We start from the raw sequence: 18400 nt of genomic DNA, 5'->3' as shown, positions 1-18400 counted from the left end.
AGCTATTTTATTTTTCGATGCTAGTAACCAACACAATCGTTATTAGTACCATGGTCGCATCCATCGCGGCCTATATAGTTTTGAGTTGAATACTCAGAAACTGGCAATTTTTGAACTGGCTGTGCGGCATTGGTTAAACTTTCAACATAGTCGATAAAGCCCTGAGCGTATTCTGTGTAAGTGTCAACAAAATCACCGGCTTCGAAGACTTCGCCAAAAGTTGTATATCCGTCACGACCCGACGCAATAAAGTCATTAGTAACCACCGTATAAGTCGCCGCTAATTCGATAGCTGTCCAATCGCCGGCCACTCGTGAATTGACTTCAACGTTACTAATGCGGCTACCATGTGCTTGAGAAGCATCAACTGAGAAACGTAAACCAGAAGCATAGGGATATGAACCGCTTGAACCATCATTGTCGAGTGTATTTGCTAATGCTTCTTCTAATACATCAACAATTTGCTGTCCTGTCATTTCTAAAGTGACTAGTGTGTTTGAGAAAGGTAGCAAGGTATAAGCGTCACCGATTGAATAATCACCAGCAGCAACATCAACACGAACACCACCACCATTTTGAATTGCAATATCAGCTGTAGGAGTAACCGTTAGAAAAGCTTTTGCGACGACATTAGAAATATCGCTGCCATAAACATAGTTTGCTGAGACATCGCATAAGTTTGAACGACCTTGTCCAGGGAAACGTTCTAAACAAAGATCTTCCGCTATGGTGCCAATGATAGTTTGGCGCAAAATATCGACATCTGCGTCAAAAGTTTCAAGCATGACTTGAGTCGTTGCATCAGAAGGCGTAACCACAACTTCAGGATGACTTGTTAGTGAAGCAATTACTGTCCCGTAATCTGCACCAGAGAGAACCCGGTCGTCATCGTCAGCATGTTCATAACTAATTTCAGCTTCTATTGGCATATAAGGGTGACCACCACAAGAAGTCACATGACCATTCTCATCGAAACTTACATCCAGTTTACCCATGATATGAGCATATTCCCAAGCTTGAACAACACAGACTTTATTGCCGTCTAAATTGGTAGCTTCTGCTGGATAATCAGCAACTGGATTGAAACCTAAATCACTAAATGTGCTGTCGCCTAATAATGTGTGAGAATCACCACCAACAATCACATCAACACCAGTTAAGGCTGCAGCTAACGCTAAATCATTTTCGTACTGATAGTGAGTCATTAATACAATGTGATTAACACCCATCGCTGTCAATTCATCGATGTATTGTTGTGCTGTGGTTGTTTCGTCCAGAAATTCAGTGGTTGCATCTGGGCTAGAAGAGTTTTGTGTTTTTCCTGCGATATCGATGCCGATAATGCCAATTTTGTGGCCGCTTCTCTCTATGATAGTGTAAGGCTGAATATAACCAGAAGACACTGCAGAAGTTTCGCCGGGAACAATGTTAGCTGCTAAAGTAGGCGTTTCACACGCAGTCGAATTTAACCAGTTTAAAAAGTTTGCTAAACCAGAGTCGCCGTCGTCGAATTCATGGTTACCTAACGCGAATGCATCAAAACAAACTTGATTCATCATTGCCGCGTCGGCCTGACCTTTAAACAAGCTGTAGTATAAGGTTCCAGTAATTGCATCGCCGGAATGAAGTTTCAATACATTTTCTGACTGACCTTCTAAAGTATTAAACAGGCTCACTAACATTGGAAAACCACCATAATTAACAGTGACTTCTTCAAGCGGATTGCCACCATCTATTGTGGTTGTTAATCCGAGACCAGTCACATCAAGATCGAAATCATCTTTTGCAATATGCGAGTGGTGATCGTTCATATGTAGGATGGTTAAGTCAAGCGTCATATCCGCATTTTGACCCGCAGATCCCTGGATTCCTTGTTCGCCTTGAGGACCTTGAACACCGTCTTCTCCGTCGGAACTACAACCAGTCAACAAAACGGTCCCTAATACTAAACTTGTTAATGATTTTAATGAGCTCTTCATTATTTTATTCATTTTTCTGCAACCTGATTTTTCCTGAAATTTGCTCAAATAGTTGAAGTGCTTTTAAAAAACTCACCTAATATTTGAGTTCTGAGATATTTGTTGGGCGCAGTATAGTTTGTGAAAATGTTTATTTTTGTGAATGTTTAATGACAGAAATATTATCCAAAATGGATCAAGTTGTTCTTTTAATCACTATTGGTAGGTTGGAATTAGGCTCTCTGACAATGAGTTCAGATTCAGCGAATTTGCCCTCTTGATCAACAACCCTGCCTACAGATACATTTTGAAACAGGACGCACTACCCTATGTTTTAGAGGTTTTGATACAATGTATCGGAATTAAATTGTGAGGCTAAAAAATAATGAACAAAACTCTCTCGTTGCGAACCATTACCACACTGGTCGCAAGTCTTTTATTAACTGCAAATTTATCCGCGAAGCCAGAGTCCAAGGAAGAGAATAAAAAACTCCTCAACTACAAGGACCTTTTCAGTTTAGAGTATGCCGCGAACCCGGTGGTCATGCCTGATGGTGACCATGTGGTTTACGAACGCCGTAGTATGGATATTATGTCCGATAGTGTGCGCAGAAATTTATGGACAGTGGCTTTAGATGGCAGTGCTCATATGCCGCTGTTGTCGGATTCAAAAAATCACTATAGTCCCGTTTTTTCTCGCGATGGTTCTAAAATGGCGTACCTGTCGAGCAAAGAAGGTAAGGTGCAAATTTATGTAAGAGATGTGAAAAGTGGTAACACTGCCCGAGTTACTGATGTGACGATGAGCCCTAACAGCCTCAGTTTTTCGCCTGATGGTAAGCAGATTGCTTTTGCTATGTTTACGCCTGCCAAAGCCAAACCTTTATTTAGCCTGTCATTTAAACCTAAAGGTGCAAAGTGGGCGAATGATGCACAATATATTGATAAGACCTTATACCAACAAGACGGTGCTGGGATGAATAAACCCGGGAACCTTCAGATTTATGTGGTACCGGCCATTGGTGGCACTCCCCGACAAATTACTTCGAGCGCTCACAATTATGCAGGTTCTTTGGCCTGGACCAAAGACAGTAAGCAAATTATTGTGTCGGCCAACACTAGAGAAAATTTTGAATTCGATATTTTTAACAGCGACTTATTAGCCATTGATGTACTAAGCGGTAAGGTCACCCAATTAACCAAGGCCACTGGCCCAGAAAGCTCACCTAAAATGAGTCCTGATGGAAAAAGAATTGCATTTACGGGATTTGAAGATGACGGAAAGTCTTTTCAAAATAGCGAGCTGTATGTGATGAATGCTGATGGCAGCAACATTAAACAGTTAACCCCAAAACTGGATCGTTCAGTGCAAAATATTCGCTGGGCGGAGAATAGCAAAGGAATTTATTTTAGTTACGATAAAGACGGTAAAAAGCGGGTGGCTTACGTCAATCTGTCTGGCAAACTTAACAATAAGACCAGTTTGTTGGGGGGCATGAGCCTTGGTAGACCTTACACTTCAGGTCAATACGATGTCACTGATAATGGTGATGTGGTTTACACTCATTCCAGCGGGAATAAACCGGCTGATTTAGCGGTAGTTGATAGACGTGGTCGAGTTACCATGCTCACTGATCTTAACGGTGATGTGTTTGATCATAAAACTGTGAATAAGCCAGAGTTACTCACTGTAAAAAGCTCTGTCGATCGACGGGATTTACAAGCCTGGATTGTGACCCCGCCGGATTTTGATCCCAAGAAGAAGTATCCAATGATTTTGGAAATTCATGGCGGCCCTCACACAGCCTACGGCCCTGGTTTTTCATCGGAAGTGCAACTCTTTGCAGCAGCCGGTTATGTCGTGGTGTATGGCAACCCGCGTGGTTCTACTTCTCAGGGAAGTGAGTTTGCTAATTTAATTAATAAAAATTATCCGTCAAATGATTATGATGATTTGATGGATATGGTGGATGGTGTGATTGCCAAAGGCTATGTAGACGAGAAAAATTTATTTGTTACCGGTGGTTCTGGTGGTGGGGTTTTAACCGCCTGGATTATTGGCAAAACGAATCGATTTAAAGCCGCGGTTGTCGCCAAGCCAGTGATTAACTGGATTAGTATGATTGGTACCTCCGATATTTATACATTTATGACCCGATACTGGTTTACCGATTTGCCGTGGAAAGATTACGAGCAATATTGGAAACGTTCACCTTTAGCGCTGGTGGGGAACGTGGAAACACCAACCATGGTGTTAACGGGCGAACTCGATGTCCGTACTCCTATGAGTGAAAGTGAGCAATATTATGGTGCTTTGCGGTTGGAAGGTGTGGAAAGTTCGTTTGTGCGTATTCAAGGGGCTTATCATGGGATTGCGGCCAAGCCTTCTAATTTAGCGAGAAAGATTGGGTATATTTTGGCTTGGTTTGACAAGTATCGAGAGTCGGAAGAAGAAAAGAAAAACTAAGCATTTAAGTTCGAAAGGGTAAGAGATGGCCTGACACTCAGCATATGAATCTGTAGCTGATTGGCTATTAGTTGAGTGTCTGGTTATTTTGTTTCTGTTTATTTTGTTATCGTTACTTTGTTCTATCAAGTTAATCCCGCCAAGTTCTCAGTGTAGGAAAAGTCAAAACGAGAGCCAATTTTAACCGGGTTAAAATTATCAAGGTGTTTTTAGTTCTTGAGTATTTTTCAATGATAAGGCAAAAATATTTGACTTATATATTAGTGTTTATATAATTAATAATATATTTCCGTATCTGGAGAATATTATGCAAAAAATAGACTTCTTAGATGAACTGGGTGAAGTAGCCCTTGGTAGCCGACTAAAAAGGCTAAGTGAGCGATTACTTAATGATGCCAACAAGGTTTATATGCACGCAGGACATGAAACTCAACCCAAATGGTTTACGCTATTATCACTATTACATCAGCGACAGAAAGTTACTGTAGTTGATGCCGCAGAGTTACTTGGGTTAACCCAGCCAGCCATAAGCCATTTTTGTAAAGAGCTGGTTGCTAAAGGACTAGTATTAAGCTTGCCATGTGAGGATGACTCGAGGCGTAGGGTGATGTCACTGACAACTCAAGGTGTTTCTTTGGTAGAGGAAATTCAACCTATGTGTCATTCAGTCGAATTAGCAGCAAAGCAATTATGTGCTGAGGCTGGCGAAAATTTCTTTGAATCCTTGAAAGCGCTGGAAAAAGCGTTTGAGCGTCGTTCTTTGTTTCAAAGGTACGTTGAAATTATGGAAAATCCTGATGTTAACTCTGAAGTGGAAATTGTGGATTTCACGCCTGCGTTGGCTGGTTATTTTAAGTCCATCAACAATGAATGGATAGTCGATATGTTTGAGTTAGAAAGTAGCGATCGAGAGATTTTAGATAATCCACAAAAAGTCGTTATCGAACCCGGCGGTAAAATCTATTTTGCCAAACACCCCACACTGGGGATCGTTGGAACCTGTGCTTTATTAAAACAGGGACCAGGCCGATTTGAACTCACCAAAATGGGTGTATTAAAAAGTGCTCGAGGATTAAAAGTTGGTGAAGTTTTGCTAGAACATGTTATTAAGCAGGCTGACCAAATGTCGGTAAACAATTTATATCTGTTGACGAACAGGAAATGTCAGGCGGCCATTCATTTGTATGAAAAACTGGGTTTTGAGCACGATGTTGAAATTATGGAAAATTATGGAAAAAAATATCAACGCTGCGACGTAGCAATGAGGTATTACAAAGAGTGATTGATAAAAATTTTGACACTTTGCCGGAACCCATTTTTTAACTAACCATATTAGATGGGCTATTTGATAGCAGATTAAATATAAAGCAACTACAATTTATATTCGGCTCTCTCTTTATTACTCGATATGGTGGTTTCTCGGAAAGCGTTTGTCATTTGGTTAGAATTACTGCTTGTTGTCGGTTTATTTTTTTCTGTAATCCGTCTAATGCCAGATAGTTTTTTTGAACGCGAGGTCGAAAATTACTGTGAGCCAAAAGCGGAGCAGATTAACGCTTTGCAAACAGTGAAAGAAGAAAATAAATCGCAATTTAAAACGTCGGGTAACAATCAGTTTGACCAGTATCTCTTAACATTCGAACATTGCTCATCAAAAGACTATGAACTGATTGTGATTGAGTTGTTATACTTCAAAGCAATTAAGTTCATGACTCCCGGTAAGCCAGGAGATGAAAAAAGCGAGATCGATTTAAAAGTTGTTAACTATCCTTCCTCAAGATTTCAAGCTTATCAGCTAGATTCTCAACTCGACAAGATCGTGGTTGAAGTTAGAACAAAAGTGAGTTCGCGAATTAGTTTCTACCTGGTCAATCAAGCTGAGTTTATCCAGTCAAATCACAATGCCGTTGTGTATTATGCGATATTGTTTAGCGCTTTTATTACAATCGCAATATTTAATAGCCTCATCTACTTTAGAAGCGGAGACTCTGATTACGCAGCCTATCTGCCCTTCCTGTTTTTAAACGCCATTTTTATCTTTTTATCTGAAGGCGTATATCGATATTTAAATTGGGAATGGTTTGATCAGCTGGGAGCGGCGGTTACCTGGCTAATCGCTGCTAGTTCAGTTTTCTTCGCTAATCGATTTATTATTCGTTTTACGCAGTTAGATCTTTATTATCCAAAACTAACATTGTGGGCGTTAAAAGTTCCTGCGCGACTATGTATCAGTTTTGGGGTAATCGCGCTCTTCCATATTAATATTGGACTGGTTGTTATTCAGCTAATGTCATTATGGCTGTCGATAGTGACTTTCCCAATGTTGATCCCACTACTTAAAAAACAGGTGTTTTCGATTGAATATGTATTTGTGGCGTGGTCGATTATCCTGTTGGCTATAATCGCCAGGGTAAGTTATGGACTTGGTGTCTCTGAGTTGTCTAACCTGGTCATTTACGGTGTTGCTGTTGCTTCCTTATTTGAGTCTTTGCTGTTGTCTTTAGCTTTGGGAGATAAGCTCGTCCAATTTAAAAAGAGAGAAACTCGGCTCTATGAGAGAACGTTAACTGACGAGCTGACCCAACTCAATAACTTGCGAGCGCTTAAGGAAGAGGGGGGTAAGGTTTTCGAGATGAGTAAAACAATGAATAGCGAATCAGCCCTCGCTATGGTTGACATTGATCATTTCAAACAGGTTAATGATAACTTTGGTCATTTAGCCGGGGATAAGGTACTTCAGGCCGTTTCAATGCGGCTAAAACACGCGCTTAGAGAACAAGATATTTTAGGACGATACGGTGGCGAAGAATACCTCATTATCATGCCACAAACACCGCTGAAAGATGCTCAAAAAATAATGGCAAGAATTCTCAATAAAATTAATCAACAAGAGTTTGTGATAGAAAAGCAGTTACTAAACTTAACCGTTAGTATTGGGTTGACCGCAATAACTATTGACGATAACAATATTGAAGAAAGTATTTCTCGCGCAGACCGCGCACTATATAAAGCCAAATCAAGTGGACGTAATCAGATTATTTCGGTTGAAAATTAGCGAATGAAAAGTACTTATTTGTTTAGTCAAATATTCGCGAACGCCACTCAAAAAAAAGCGACTCTAATGAGTCGCTCTAAATTAAAAATAAACTCTAATCGTTATTATTTGGCTATTGTGTTCTCGTGCGCTTAAAAAATTACATTGACTTCCGCAGAGCAAGTTGAAGAACCTGCTTCACACACTTTATAGGTGTAAGTCCGTCCGCCACGATTACCTGTTGCATCAGTGTAAGCTCCGTCATTTGCTGTTGTCGCAATTTTTGAACCATTGCGATAAACATCAACATTTGAAGTGGTTGCGCCGCTCCACGTAAGGTCTATGCTATGACGCCCTTTGACTTTGTAACCTGAAGCTGAAAGTTCAACACCACCTGAGCTGGCACTGGTAACAGTTACCGTTTGTGTTGAAGTATCCGTTTGGCCGGCAGTATCCGTTACTGTCAGTGTGACAGAATATGAACCGTCTGCCGAGTAAGTGTGACTTGGGTTTTGTGATGTGCTGCTTGCGCCATCACCGAAATTCCAACTGTAGCTATTGATGCCATTATCGTCAGAGCTGTTATCATTGAAGTTACATGCTAACTCATTACAAGAGTAACTAAAGCTCGCCGACGGAGGATTATCAACCGAACCACCACCACAGGCCTGGCCTGCAAGGTAGTTGATCGCGGCTTGCGCTTTTACTAATCCATAACCGGTTTTATTGTCACGGCCTGCAGTGTCCAAATCTTCAGCTGTCGAGTTTAGTGCATTTCGAACTTCCGTTGCGGTACAGCCAGTATGGTGAGACCAGACAAGCGCTGCAACCGCGCTCACGTGAGGCGTCGCCATAGACGTTCCGTTGTAATAATCCCAATCTTGATTACCCGACTTGGAGAAACTAGCTGACTGACCTGCTTTTGTTGCCAACTCAAGTCCCGTTGCACGATCAACCGAAGCTGTCGGAATACCTGATATTTTATTGTTAAAGTCGACCATAAATGGTGCCTGTAATCCTGGACGAGCTGCATTACTGTAAACCACAATGCCTGCCGCGCCTGCGTCAGCGCAAGCATTCGCACCACGGTATTCAGGATAAGAATTTTCAGTTGAAGTGGTGTTATCGCCCTGGTTTTCACCACGTTCAACTAAACAGATTTTGCCGCTCATATCGCCGCAAGAATAAGATGTGCCAGAGGTCGTACAAACGCCTAAATTACCTGAAGCTGAGCCGTTATTGCCACTAGGATCATAAGACAGGCTGCTGTTATAGAAGATGTGAGGAACAACACCGTTAGCAAAGTAGTCAACACCACCAACGGTAAGTTGTGCTAATTGCCCGTCGCCTAGACCAACGCTAGATAATACAGCTTCACCAGGACCGGATATTTCGACCTGATTTGTGCGTTGAGAAAAGTTAGCGTGCATTTTTCCAGAATCTACCGCTGCAACAGAAACAACTGCGTCGTAAGATGCCGGGTAAGAGTGGGCTGTGTTACCATCGTTACCTGCCGCGGCAATGCTTAACACGCCCTGATTATAGTAGTTAGTGAACGCATTTCTTTCTGTTTGGCTGCTACCGCCACCGCCCAGGCTCATGCTTACAACATTGGCTCCAGCATTTACACATTTATCAACTGCAGAAACCAGGCTTGATGAGTAACCCCAGCCTGACTCGTTAAACACTTTGATAATATGCAAATTGATATTGCCATTGGGCATTACACCCACAACACCTGAACCGTTGTTAACAGCCGCTACCGTGCCGGCAACGTGAGTACCGTGCGAGCCGCCTGGCGTAGACCAGTTTCCGGTTCCGGAGTCATTTGTTCCCGAAACCGTGTTACCGCTTAAATCTGTGTGACGAATATCGTATCCTGAATCGATAATACAAACGGTGCGGTTACCGGCTAAGCTATCAGAGGCAACATCTGCTTCAACAGCGCTAATTCCCCATGGTTCTAGTTCTGTTGTGTTTAAGTTGGTGCTAAGTAGTTGACGTTTAGCATCAGTTTCAATGAATTCAATATTCGGATTGTTACGAAGCCCTTTTAAAGCTGCTGATGGAACTTCCATCGCAAAAGCATCGTGTTTTTGCAAATCGATTTTGATTTCACCGCCGACACTTTTCGCAAGCGCTTTAGTATCGCGACCTTTTCCCGGTGAAAATTTAACGATGACGCGTTCAAGAGCTGTACCATTCGATTTTGCGCTCTCTGCGGTTTCTTTATTAACTAAATTTAGCTTTAAATTGCTTGCCAGTGTGACACCTGAAGTAGCGCCAAGTGCCAATAAAGTGGCGGCAGCGACTGTTGTTATTTTGGATTTCATTATTCCTACCTTTTCTGTTTTAAGGAGTTGTTAAGCCTGTTGTCCGTTTGTATTTATTGTATGAGTCGTATTTGTTCGACCAGATACAGGCTTGTGAACAATCAGCGATTTCAAAGTGATGTTTTTACTTAATAAAACGATTTAACTTGAGTATTTCGCCGAGGGAATAGTTTTTAGCACTGGCTGCCAGAATTGAGCTAGTAGAGAAGCGACAATTTTTGTTTGAAAACCGACAATTGATAGTTGAAGTGAGGAATAATGGTAATATTTCACAACTGTATTTAAAAATAGCGTTCGTTTTTGTTCATTAAAAACGCTATCAATATGGAAACATTATGAATTCTGTAAGTTTTTCTATTTATGTATAGTTGCTTGAACTTTCGAGGGGGAGTACAAGTAACTGGCAAAGATTACTCTTCGCCAGACAAACAGTGAGTTTGCATCTTCTGATTGTATTTTTCCGCGTATTCGACTGCTTTCTTACGGTAGGCCCGATGTGTATCGCCGCGCAAAATGTCACCAACACCAGGTAGATATTTGTGCCCACAATTTTTATCTATTTTGGCTTGAAGGGATGAATCAATGCCTGGCATGCTGGCGCCTCTACCTGCAATCATCCAAACTCGAAAGTCTTTTTTCTCGATCGCTTCGTTATATTCTTTGTCCAGATCGGCTGATTGCGCCCACTCTAACGCTTCAATTGCGCTTTTCTCTTCTTGCCTTAGTTGTTCAACCGCTTGCTGGTTTTGCCTATCTTGTTTAACTTTGTCGGGGTGTTCTTGAGTTTGTTGAGGCTCTTTTTTTATTTCCTCCTTCGATTCACTGGGAGTTTCTTGACAGGCACTCAATGTCATTAAGGCTAATGTAATCGCTGCTAATTTTGGGGTGTTGATTTTCATAGTAAATTCGCATTATTAAAATTTAAAAAACGATCAATTAAAATGCCTGACTGAATGCTTAGATAAAACTCAGTCAGGCTAAAGTATTTAGTCAGCTTTTAGACAAATAGTTTTAGTTTTTTGTCGCCGACCTTTTTATACTCGCAATAATCAGAAGAATTAACCACAATCCGTTGAGGCTTCCGCCGCCCCCACTACTTTTTTTGTTGACAGTGATGTTACCGGTTGCATTTGCTGTTAGACCGGCGCTATCAGTAATGGTGTAAGAAAAACTTTCGCTACCAACGAATCCTTTAGCTGGTGTATAAGTTAGCGATTGTCCATCAGTGGCAACATTTAAAGTACCTGTTCCACTATAATTGACGTTGCTAATTGTCAGTTGATCGCCAGCATCGACGTCGGTATCGTTGGACATAACATTAAGGCTGTTGTTTTCGCTGTCTTCAGTAATGCTTATTGTATCATCACTCGCAACTGGTGCATCGTTAACCGCGTTTACTGTTACATTCAATGTTACTGAGTTACTGTCGAGTTCACCGTCATTGACGACAACGGAAACTTGGAGGTTTCCATTAAAATCAGCGTCCGGTGAAATCTGGTTATCAGTCACTGAGTAATTACTTCCATCGCTAATTTCCAGTGTAAAATCGGTATCATCTACGTCATTAATGATCAAGTCACTCAGATTGAGTGTGAGGCTATTATCTTCATCGGTACTCAGTGTATTCCCAGCATCACTAATTGTCGGCGCGTCATTAACAGGCGTTACCGAAATGACAAAAGGAAATGCCAGACTATCCCATTCACCATCATTCACTGTTACGCTAACACTCAGCTCACCGTTAAAATCTAAATCAGGAGTAACCTCTGTCCCATTGACGCTATAGTTTTCGCCATCCGCAATACTTAGCGTAAAGTCGTCAGGATAATTACTATCTTCATCGGTGACAGTTAAGTCATTCAGAGTGATTGTTATTGGTTGTTCTTCGGCGGTAGTGGCAGGTTGCTGACCGTTGATAACAGGGATCCCAACCGACTCAGTTATTGTAAAGTTTGTCGGCGATATATTAAAGAAGCTATTGTTAGAGCAGGCGACTTTTACGCGCGCATTTTGAGTATTAATGTTTGGCAAAGTGATCGCTTGACTACCGTCATTTGGCGTCTCTTCCGCAACCATGTATTCAAACGTTGTACCACCATCTACCGATACACTGATATTAACGGAACTACAGTTAACACTACCGCCGTTTGTATTCGCGACATTCCAGTCGGTGGTCATTAGCTTGCCACCGTCAGCGTTGATATTTGTTGCTGGGGTGGTCACGATAAAGGGACCTGCCGTATTATCAACCGTCACTGTGGTACTATCCATGCTTACACCGCCACGACCATCGCGAACCGTTAAACGAAAATTCATTGTACGGTTAGTCGTCGGTAATACTTCTTGTATTGAAGAAGTGCCGTTAACTACTGCGCTTAGCTGTGGAAATGTTCTACTCGGACTGCTACTCGGAAGAAAACTTCGAAACAATGGCCGGCTGCCATCATCAATCATCTCTGAGGCGCTAAATGTTTGTGGGCCAAGATCCATTTGCTCCCAGGCATAGCTAAGGTTATCTCTATCTTGCGCGTCTGCATCGCTAGCGACACCGGTTAGTGTGAAAGGGGTTTGCATGGGAATCGTTAGACTGTCGCCAGCTTCCACCGTGGGGATACTATTGTCCAGTGAAGAGAGAGTGCCGCAACTGGCGCCATTTGATTGCGTGATGTAATGACGGATTTCGTCAATGCTATTGCTATGGAATAATGCATCGCTATTATTTTGTATATTTTGACTACTACAAATTCCCGCATAAGCCATAATCGTTGTTCCACTACCAGGTTCAAAAGCGTCGTTCGATGCGCGGTTTCCACCACCACAACTTCCGTCGCCACCATTGAAAGTGTGATTGCCGCCAAATTGATGACCTATTTCATGGGCAACATAATCAATATAAAAAGCATCGTTCACAGGACGGCCTCTTCCAGTCACACCGTCGGCTTTTCGGCTGCCGCAAACGACTCTTAGTCCTGCCAGTCCGCCGCCAGCGGTATTGAAAACGTGTCCGATGTCGTAGTTGCTATTGCCGATTGCGTCGTCGATGGCAGCTTTATTTTTATTAATATCGCCAGTGTTATTATCAAAAGGGTCGGTACTTGGATCAGTGAATATTATCAGATCATTGTTTTCGACTAACACGAGTTTAATCGCCAGATCTCTTTCATACATTTCATTAACGCGATTGATTGCTGTGGTGACTTCACTCAGCCCATCGGTAACGGTGCCCCCATGAAATTGAGTGTATTCTGCAGCAGCGCTAACGGCCAGTCGATAAGTCCTAAGTTCATTTCCAAAATCTTCTGCCAGCTTCTTTGTATCCGGTATGTTTTTATCCAATTCATCGTAAGTAAAAACTTGTTCTAAAGATAAGTTTTCCGCTTTTGATAACGCGTCGCTTCCATAATAGACTCGGTACAGATCACCACCATTATTTGCCGGGTCAATAAACTGTCGTTTGCCGCCAGATTGAAACATTCCGTGAAAGCCGTGAGGCGTTATGTCAAATCGCCCTGTATTTTTGGGGTTATCGATTTGATAACCAGAGAAGGTTTTAATTGATGGATATTTCTTCGATAACTTGGGCGGCAAAACAGCTGATTCAAATAAAATGAAGTCGACAGTATTACCATCTGCAAGGGGCAACTGAATCAAAACACCATTGTCTGAATGTTTTGTTGAAGGTTTTGACTTTTCTGAAATATAGTTTTGAAGTTTAGATGTCAACGAATTGATATCTAGTTGGTATAGCTTGTAAGAATAGTTCGGCGAATGTTCACCGAGATCTATTGAATGTATTTGTTTTGAAATATTTTGCCATAAAGGCGCTCCGACTTGTGATTTATCGATACCTGTAACATCGTTTCCAGCGTTTGTGAAAGTCGATAATATTAGTGATGAAATCAATGTCGTTGAAGTTGCTAGTTTGGTTATATGTCGCTTGGTTTTCATTTTGTATTCTCAGCGTTTTTTTAACATTCGGCGAGTTATAATTGGTAGACTGAGGCGAAAGCCCAGATATTGATTCTGATTAATGACGAGCAATTCCGACTTTGGCTTGTTTGAGTGCGAGCAATATTCACTGTCATAGCGAAATATTCTAGCGGCTCTTATTCTACCCATTGGTTAATTAACCTTATCCTAACCTCAGGTTAATAAGGATATTGCCAATCTATCAAATCTCTCTGAGTTATTTTATGAGCTAACTCACACTGTGAAAGAATATCGTGTCTAAGAGTTCTCAATTAGCGTATATTTTGCCTGCGCTATATGAGATTGTGAAGGCTGAGTGCTCAAACTTCAAAGGGAAGAACTATATTATCCTGCCAATGTTCTTTGATATTCTGCCGGTGTTTTATTGAATTGGGCCTTAAAACACTTTCCAAAATAACTTTGCGACGAAAAACCTGTCTCTATTGCCGTGTATCCTACGCTGTGATCTTGTTCCAGGAGCTGCTTAGCTTTTTCTAAACGAAAACGCCTGAGATACTCTGCTGGCGTCATATCAAGCACGTTCTTGAGTTTTCGAAATAACTGACGTCTACTCATGGCTGCTTCGACAGCGATTTGGTCGATGGATATGGTTGAATCAGTATATAGTGCTTCAAGAACCCCATTCAAACGCTCTACAAACTGATGCTGCTGTTTATTTTTATGGTGCTCAAGATCTTCTGAGGAATTTTTTTCTGACGAACTTTTTTCCGATGAAATTGTTTCTTGCATAGGAGACGGTTGAAACAGATTCTCGCCAAACCGTTTCTTTAAAATATCTCGAATGGACAGTAAATTATTCAGTCGTATTTTGAGTTCTTCGACATCGAAAGGTTTAGTCAGGTATTCGTCGGCTTTTTCACTCCAACCTTTTAAACGGCTATTGCGGTCTCCTCTGGCGGTAAGAAGAATAACCGGAATATGACTGGTGACATCGTCTTGTCGTAGCTGGCGAGTGGTTTCATAGCCGTCCATTTTGGGCATCATAACATCACTGATAATGAGATCAGGGACTTCTTCTTTTGCAATCTGGAATCCTTGCTCGCCATCACTCGCTGTTAGAACTTGATAAATATCACTAATACTAGAGCTAATGTAGTCTCGCATATCGGAATTGTCTTCGATGACAAGCAAGGTTGGTTTGGTTGAATTATCCTCATTTTCCTGACTATGTTCCTGCATTGTTGTCAGTACTTGTTTTTCAGCTAAATTTATCATTGGATTTTCGGTTAAACTCATCATTTCCATGGCGATGGTTTCCGCATTAGAATTTTCTGCTGCAATTAAATTTTCAACTTCGTTGATTATCGGCAGAGTGACGGTAATTGTTGTTCCCTGGTCTAGTTCGCTGGTAACCGAAATGGAGCCTGCGTGAGATTCAACCAGTGATTTTACCAGGGCCAGACCAATACCTGCGCCTGTCACTTGTTCGCTGCGTTCATCATGAACGCGATTAAAACGCTCAAAAATCAGCTTAAGCTTATCTTTCGGAATTCCTATACCGCTGTCTCTGACGATAATTTGATATTGGTTGTTAACAATTCGCGTAGCGCTGATTGAAATACTTCCACCGGCTTGCGTATATTTCACTGCGTTCGATAGAAGGTTGAGTGTGATTTTTTCGATGGCGTCCACGGTGAATTCGAAGTTGACATCATCGATGGTTTGAACCTCAAAAGTTATTTTCTTTTCTTCAGCAAGGTCGCAAAAGGATTCAGCAAGCATGCGAATCGTTTTGCCTATGGCCTGTGGCGATCTTTGGGTAATTGACTTAACCCGGAAGGTTTCCAGATTAAGTAGTTGATCCACCATGCGCAACAAACGATAACCATTACGTTGAACAATATTCAGTTTTTTAGTTTCGTTTTCGCCTGGTTTGCTTTGTAGTAATTGAGATACCGGCCCGAGAATTAACGTCAGTGGCGTACGAAACTCGTGTGAAACATTGGCGAACTCTTCGTTCTTACGGGAAAGCAACTGTTCGACTTTCTCTTTTTCCAGCGCAAGTTCTGCAGTGCGTTCCTCTACACTTTTTTCCAGCTCTTTTGAGCGTTTTATTAATGTTTTTGTTCTGTAGCTGATAAATAGATAGAGAACTATGACTGAAAGAGCAAAGTATGAAACGTATGCCAGGTTGGTTTGCCACCAAGGCTTGGCAATATTGATTTTTAACGATGTTACCTTATCGCTCCAAACACCTTCTTTATTTGCCACTTTTACTTTAAAGATATATTGGCCGGGCTCAATGTTGGTGTAATTGGCATAGCGCCTATCCGCAGAAACCTCGTTCCAGGTCGGATCATACCCTTCAAGAATAAAAGCGTATTTTAACTTTTCAGGTGATAAAAAATCGACCGAAGAGAATGAAAAGCCGAACACATTTTGGTTGTGTTTCAGGTGTAACTGTTTGGTCTCGCTAATGACATTCTTCAACGGAGAATCGTCCCAATCTTTTTTTAATTTCACCGGTTTGTATAAAAGGTCAAATTCATTGACAAGAACCTGGGTTGGGGGGAGAGCTGTTTCAACTTTGTTTGGATTAAACCGATTAAAACCATTGATTCCACCTGTCCATATGAGGTTTCTTTTTCGATCATAAATCACGGCGCCGGTGAATGAATCTGCCTGCAGTCCGTCTTTTTCTAGATAGGTAGTAATGTTCTTTCTATCAGCTGAAAGTTTGGAAAGTCCTTTGTCTGTCAATATCCAGTAGTTTCCACTGGTGTCTTCTATGGTCGCAAGGGTGGCATTGCTAAGCAGTCCATTGTTGGTGCTGTAGTGCGTGACTTTTCCATCGGTGGGAGAAAACTCGTAGATACCTTCTCCATAAGAATTTATCCATAGTTTATTTTTTGAGTCAATGTAAAGAGATTCTAGCGACTTTGGAATATAACCAGCGCTGGATTTCTCGGTAATATAGTGAGTAAATAAACCGGATTCTACATCGAGCTTCCATAATCCGTATTTATCCGTTGCAATCCATAGTTGGCCGTTGCCGTCGAACCTTAAATCACTGATTGCTTTGACTGCTTTACCTTTGATACTTTTTGATACTGGATACCAATTCGTCACTTTTTTCTCTTTAATATCGAACTCATAAACTCCGTTATAGTGGGATGCAATCCAGACTTTGCCTTTTTTATTCCCTGTGATCGTTGTTATGACGGTTAGACTGGTTTTTTGATCTGAATAGTTAGCGAGATCAAGCTTCTCAAATTCCTTTTTTTCTGCACTATAACGGACTACTCCTTTTCTAAAAGTACCGATCCAGATATCGCCATTTTCATCTTCATAAATTGACACAATATTTTTGAGCAATTGCGGATCTTCAATACCTTTAATTGAGCTAATTGACCGGCACTGGTTATTCGAAAGATTGATGATATTCAACTTGCTGCCGAATGAGCCGATCCAGAGATTATCGGAAGAGTCCAGCAGTGAGGCGTAGATTGTGTTGCCCGATAAACAGTTATTATTGGAATCCTTTGCTCGGTAGTGTTCAAACACATGTTGTTTTTCGTTGAGTAGATTGATACCTAAATTAGTACCAATCCAGACGAGGCCATCGTGTGTTCGACTAATAGACAATATTTGATTATCAATCAGGTTGTAGGTGTTCGAGGTCGATTTTGTAAACTGTTTAACGCTATTATTTTTTAAATCAAGTACAAATAATCCTGAGCGATTTGTCCCAAGAAGAATTTTTTCTTCGTCCAGTAGAAAGAATTGTTTAAATATTCTGCCCGACAACAAGCTTGATGAAATGAACTCCGGACTTTCTAAAGTTTTGTCTAATAAGTATACGCCTTCTGGCGTTCCAACTAAGACTTTGTCGTCAGGTAATATCATTATCTGGTCAGTATCTTTTCGAAATACGACATTTGTATCCAGACTTAATTCACTCTGGTTTTCTGTAAACACTCTATCTATGTTTAGTTTTAGAATGCCCTGTTTCGTTGCGATTAAAAACTGATTCGGCTGCAATTCTTGAATTCTTTTTACTCTCAATAAGTCAGTCTTTATTTCAGTTTTTAGAACTATTTTTGTTACCTGTGTTCTATCTTTTGAAATAAGGAATAATCCGTTTTGAGCAGTTTCAATCCAGAGCCTTTGAGCCGTATCTTCAAATATCGTCAGTATCAAAGAGTTGGAAAGGGTATCAGCGTGTATACTTTTTGTATTAAGTGATTTGAAGTTATCCTGACTGCTGTTGTAATAACTCAACCCTTTGTCGGAACCAACCCAAAGTTTTTGATTAGTATCAAGGAGCAGAGCGCGCAAGGTAAAATGTTTAAGTGAATTTTCCTCATCAGTAGTTGGTCGATAAATTTTATTATCCAAACCATTGAACCTGTTGAGTCCGTCAGCAGTAGCAATCCAGAGATAACCGTCGGCATCCTGTTCCATACCATATGTTACAGGATGAGATAGTTTATGATTGTTCGCCGGAGTCAGAAATTTGTAATTAACGCGTAGGTGCTCAAGTACGTTGTTTTCGAGTCGTTCACTGGTTTCGAATGCGTTGGCGCACGGAATCTGACTGCATGTAAAAAATAACAGCAGCAAACTAATGAAAGGAACGGGCGCTAACTTATTGTTCATAATTCGACGGCTGTGGTGC

8 protein-coding genes are annotated in these 18400 nt (G+C 41.2%); 3 read left to right on the top strand and 5 right to left on the bottom strand.

Annotated features, from left to right (window positions below; translation table 11 throughout):
- Window positions 1-20 precede the first annotated feature (20 nt).
- A complete protein-coding gene (locus FLL46_RS09635) occupies window positions 21-1991 on the bottom strand; it encodes a 5'-nucleotidase C-terminal domain-containing protein (RefSeq protein WP_142893301.1) in 1971 nt (656 codons plus the stop codon).
- Window positions 1992-2343: 352 nt separating this feature from the next.
- On the opposite strand from FLL46_RS09635, the gene FLL46_RS09630 reads away from it, so the two are divergent.
- From FLL46_RS09630 to FLL46_RS09620, 3 genes are all read left to right on the top strand, one after another.
- Complete coding sequence (locus tag FLL46_RS09630) at window positions 2344-4425, top strand: S9 family peptidase (protein WP_142893300.1); 2082 nt, start codon at window positions 2344-2346, stop codon at window positions 4423-4425.
- A gap of 307 nt (window positions 4426-4732) precedes the next feature.
- Complete coding sequence (locus FLL46_RS09625; RefSeq protein WP_142893299.1) at window positions 4733-5707, top strand: bifunctional helix-turn-helix transcriptional regulator/GNAT family N-acetyltransferase; 975 nt, start codon at window positions 4733-4735, stop codon at window positions 5705-5707.
- Between the two features lie 207 nt (window positions 5708-5914).
- On the top strand, window positions 5915-7480 hold the full coding sequence (locus FLL46_RS09620; RefSeq protein WP_168204112.1) for a sensor domain-containing diguanylate cyclase: 1566 nt from the start codon (window positions 5915-5917) through the stop codon (window positions 7478-7480).
- Between the two features lie 131 nt (window positions 7481-7611).
- On the opposite strand, the gene FLL46_RS27840 is transcribed toward FLL46_RS09620, so the two are convergent.
- The 4 genes from FLL46_RS27840 to FLL46_RS09600 form a co-directional block, all read right to left on the bottom strand.
- Window positions 7612-9792 (bottom strand): S8 family serine peptidase, encoded by a 2181-nt coding sequence (locus tag FLL46_RS27840; protein ID WP_168204111.1) that lies wholly within the window; start codon window positions 9790-9792, stop codon window positions 7612-7614.
- Window positions 9793-10202: 410 nt separating this feature from the next.
- On the bottom strand, window positions 10203-10691 hold the full coding sequence (locus tag FLL46_RS09610) for a hypothetical protein (RefSeq protein WP_142893297.1): 489 nt from the start codon (window positions 10689-10691) through the stop codon (window positions 10203-10205).
- A 112-nt stretch (window positions 10692-10803) separates the two neighbouring features.
- The gene (locus tag FLL46_RS09605; protein WP_142893296.1) at window positions 10804-13740 is read right to left on the bottom strand and encodes a reprolysin-like metallopeptidase; all 2937 of its coding nucleotides are present in this window, start codon (window positions 13738-13740) and stop codon (window positions 10804-10806) included.
- 366 nt (window positions 13741-14106) lie between these two features.
- A complete protein-coding gene (locus FLL46_RS09600) occupies window positions 14107-18381 on the bottom strand; it encodes a hybrid sensor histidine kinase/response regulator transcription factor (RefSeq protein ID WP_142893295.1) in 4275 nt (1424 codons plus the stop codon).
- Between the last annotated feature and the right edge of the window lie 19 nt (window positions 18382-18400).

This window comes from Aliikangiella coralliicola (assembly GCF_007004725.1).
Lineage (GTDB): Bacteria > Pseudomonadota > Gammaproteobacteria > Enterobacterales > Kangiellaceae > Aliikangiella > Aliikangiella coralliicola.
The sequence above is the reverse complement of the archived record's forward strand: the minus strand, read 5'-3'. Positions and strand labels throughout refer to the sequence as shown.

What these genes read in the sequence shown, in the direction of transcription:
- FLL46_RS09635 (WP_142893301.1), bottom strand. Translation starts at nt 1,991, where the DNA reads ATGAATAAAATAATGAAGAGCTCATTAAAATCATTAACAAGTTTAGTA.
- FLL46_RS09630 (WP_142893300.1), top strand. Translation starts at nt 2,344, where the DNA reads ATGAACAAAACTCTCTCGTTGCGAACCATTACCACACTGGTCGCAAGT.
- FLL46_RS09625 (WP_142893299.1), top strand. Translation starts at nt 4,733, where the DNA reads ATGCAAAAAATAGACTTCTTAGATGAACTGGGTGAAGTAGCCCTTGGT.
- FLL46_RS09620 (WP_168204112.1), top strand. Translation starts at nt 5,915, where the DNA reads ATGCCAGATAGTTTTTTTGAACGCGAGGTCGAAAATTACTGTGAGCCA.
- FLL46_RS27840 (WP_168204111.1), bottom strand. Translation starts at nt 9,792, where the DNA reads ATGAAATCCAAAATAACAACAGTCGCTGCCGCCACTTTATTGGCACTT.
- FLL46_RS09610 (WP_142893297.1), bottom strand. Translation starts at nt 10,691, where the DNA reads ATGAAAATCAACACCCCAAAATTAGCAGCGATTACATTAGCCTTAATG.
- FLL46_RS09605 (WP_142893296.1), bottom strand. Translation starts at nt 13,740, where the DNA reads ATGAAAACCAAGCGACATATAACCAAACTAGCAACTTCAACGACATTG.
- FLL46_RS09600 (WP_142893295.1), bottom strand. Translation starts at nt 18,381, where the DNA reads ATGAACAATAAGTTAGCGCCCGTTCCTTTCATTAGTTTGCTGCTGTTA.